Below are 3232 nucleotides of genomic sequence, written 5' to 3' on the forward strand. Positions count from 1 at the left end.
CGCGGTCTGACTGTTGAAGAACTGTCGCGCCTGGCTGTAGTGGTCGGCGAAGCTCTCTGCGCGCAGACGGACTTTCTGGCCTTCCGCCGCCTCGTCGAACGCCCGGAAACCGTGCTGCGGCGATTCCCGCGGGCCTTCGCCGAATGAATTCGGCTGGTAGTTCACGCGGCCGACCGGATTGCGCATCGCCATGTGGCCATCCTGCTGAAAGTGGTGGAACGGGCATTTGGGTGCGTTGATCGGGATATGGGTGAAGTTGGGGCTGCCGAGACGCTTCAGTTGCGTGTCCAGGTAGGAGAAGTTTCGACCCTGCAGCAGGGGATCGTTGGAAAAGTCGACGCCGGGCGGTACGTTCTGCGTCATGAACGCGACCTGCTCGGTCTCGGCGAAGAAATTGTCGGGCATACGATCGAGCACCAAGCGGCCGACCGGGACCGGCGCGAGGATTTCTTCCGGAATGATCTTGGTCGGATCCAGAACGTCGAAGTCAAAACTGTCCGCGAAGTCCTGATCGAAGAGCTGGAGGTTGAGCTCCCATTCCGGGAAATCACCAGACTGGATGGCATTCCAGAGGTCGGGTCGATGAAAATCGGGGTCAGCGCCGTTGATCTTGACCGCTTCGTTCCAAACGACTGACTGCATGCCGAGCTTCGGCTTCCAGATGAATTTGACAAAGGTGGATTCGTCCTTCGCATTGACAGCCGGAACGTGTGAACGCCGAATCCCTGCATGAACCGGAAGGACCGAGGTATCGCTCGATCCGACATGACCCACATGACCATATGCATCGATTCGGGCGTCAGGCTGATGAAGTCCCAGAAAGTGTCGTGTGCCGATTGCGCCTGCGGGAAGGCACGATCAGGCTCAGGCTTCACCGAATGAATGACGTCGGGAAACTTGATTGCGTCCTGAATAAAGAAGACCGGGATGCTGTTGCCGACGAGATCCCAATTGCCTTAGTTGGTGTAGAATTTGACGGCGAACCCACGCACGTCCCGCGCCAGGTCGAACGAGCCTTTCGAACCGGCCACCGTGGAGAACCGCACGAAGGCCGGCGTCTTCTCGCCGGCACGCTGGAAGATATCCGCGCGGGTGTAAGCCGCTAGCGATTCATAGGTCTCGAAGAAGCCGTGCGCGCCATAGCCGCGTGCATGCACGACGCGCTCGGGAATGCGCTCGTGATCGAAATGAAAAATCTTCTCACGGAAGTGGAAGTCTTCGATTAGTGACGGTCCGCGCTGGCCAATCTTTAAAGTATTCCGGTCATCGGCCACTGGGCCGCCTTGGGCGGTCGTCAGGATCTCGCTGTCGCCTTCGGCGGTCTGGTGAAGCTCGCCTCCGTTCCCCCGCACGAGCTTTTGATCATGGATCGTCGCGGGCTTGCCCGACGACTGTCTGGTTGTCTTGGCCATGCTTGAATTCCTTGAAAGGAGGGGGCGGCTTCAGGTCTCCCTCAATGCTGGGACACCCACTTAAGTTCCTGGTGGGTGTCACGTGGCCCGCATTTCGAAGAATAGCACTCGGCTGCCGGAACATCGGGCCCGCGCTCCGCCAGAGGCGCGGGCTTTTTCGTTGTCTGGGGGAACACGATCTCACGTGGATGGCCGACGGCGCGTTCGCCAAGATCCTTTCATCGGAACATGACGACTTCTCTTGGGCTGCCAAGCGCAATGAGCGCCGATGCCAGCAAGAGGCGAGGCGGCGCAATCAAGCTGCGTGATTTGCGCCATTGACGAGCACCCGAAATGCGGCCCCAATCGGGATTACGTGGTTTGTTGGGGATTCGCATGAACCGATTTCTCTATGTGATCGCCGACTTTGGCGCGGCTTGAATTGGAAGCAGCGGCGGCTGATCAAGAAGCTGAGCACGAGTGGGTCTCTGGCGCTTGATTACGCGCGGCCGCCAAGCGCAACGAAATGCGCCGGCAGCGGGAGTGCAGAAGCGCTGAGATCAGGCGATCCCGCAAAATCAATCGCGGCCCATCAGGACGCTTCTTGCACTTCCGCGACTTGTGGCGTCACGGGTGCAGAATTGATGACGTAGGTGTTCGAGGTCAAGTCGCTAGTAGATCGGATGATAATGCCGTCGTCTCTTAATCGCGCAAACGTCGTCCTTGCGATGCGCATCGGCTTGCCTTTGGCATCTGCGGCGGTGACTTTGTTCGACCAGGGTACGTGCGTGATGATGTCAACGCGCTTGAGAAAGCGCGTTTCCTTCTCAGTCAACTCGATCACGCCCGTTCCTCCATACCATTGGCAGCGTTTGGTTGGCCGGTAACGCGGATGATGCGAGTCCGTTCCAAGTATCCACGACACCAACCATGGTGGGGAGCCAGCGGGTCCGCCGGGCTTACTATGCGCTGAGCACCTCCGACGAGCGGAAGTCGGGTTGGTCATCGCGAGGCTCGGTCCGCAATGAAGGCTTAATTTGATCCCACCTGGAAACAGGCGCCGGAGGAACCTGGCAAGCAGGGGGTCACCGAGACCCCGGAGGCCAATGAAGGGCTTGGCGGGCTAGTCGGCGGCGCCGGCGTCGAAGTCGCGCGGCAGGCCGTCGACCAGGCCGCGGAAAAGACGTCGTGGATACCGGGGCTCGAATGGAGCTCCGGCATTCTTTCGGTGATCGCCGTCCTGCTCGTGCTCGGCGGTATCGCCTGGATCGCCTGGGGATGGTGGAAGAGCCGCGGCACCGACGAGGGCGCGCCCGATCTTCAGGTCTCAGGAACTGCCTTTGCGGTGCTCGTAGCATCTCGACGCCTTTAAAAAAGGGGAGTTAGCAAGACGGCTTCCTCGCGCCGGGCAACACGCCCGCCTCAGACGCCAGACCCGCTAACCACCAGCGAACGGTTTCACGAACTTGCAGCAATCCTAGCCGCCGGCCTGATGCGTCTCTGAGCCCGACAGTCAAGCAGACTATCTGCCGACTGCTGCTTCGATGGGGACATGCTGGTCAGCAAATTCCCGCCTATAAAAGCAAGTTCGCAGAAGCTTGCCGCGCCAAAATGTTGCGCACATTCGACACCTGCCAATGTCCATTGCGCGCTGTTCGAACGCCGCGGTTGTTCAGGGGCGATGGCCAGGCCACGCAGGCTGGTGATGCCCGACCGCTGAATGGAAGCGATGATCGGCAGCACGGTCTGGGCAAACCCGGTCGGCTTCTTCGATCGACATCTTCCGAGCCCTTCGCCGCAGCTTCGGCGGTGTTGGTCGGATTGCCGAGCTTTATTCCAGT

At 59.8% G+C, this 3232-nt stretch carries 2 protein-coding genes and 2 pseudogenes; 1 reads left to right on the forward strand and 3 read right to left on the reverse strand.

The window, feature by feature from the left end; genetic code table 11:
• Nucleotides 1-1412: pseudogene (gene katE / locus NKH36_RS34460) on the reverse strand (catalase); the annotation flags it as partial.
• A gap of 571 nt (nucleotides 1413-1983) precedes the next feature.
• Nucleotides 1984-2235, reverse strand: a complete 252-nt coding sequence (locus NKH36_RS34465; RefSeq protein WP_352966263.1) for a hypothetical protein — start codon at nucleotides 2233-2235, stop codon at nucleotides 1984-1986.
• A 384-nt stretch (nucleotides 2236-2619) separates the two neighbouring features.
• Here NKH36_RS34465 and NKH36_RS34470 point away from each other — a divergent pair, with 384 nt between their 5' ends.
• Complete coding sequence (locus NKH36_RS34470) at nucleotides 2620-2763, forward strand: hypothetical protein (RefSeq protein WP_352966265.1); 144 nt, start codon at nucleotides 2620-2622, stop codon at nucleotides 2761-2763.
• A gap of 86 nt (nucleotides 2764-2849) precedes the next feature.
• Here NKH36_RS34470 and NKH36_RS34475 read toward each other — a convergent pair.
• A pseudogene (locus tag NKH36_RS34475) lies at nucleotides 2850-3232 on the reverse strand (hypothetical protein); the annotation flags it as partial.

The organism is Mesorhizobium sp. M1312, assembly GCF_040318115.1.
Taxonomy (GTDB): Bacteria; Pseudomonadota; Alphaproteobacteria; order Rhizobiales; family Rhizobiaceae; genus Mesorhizobium.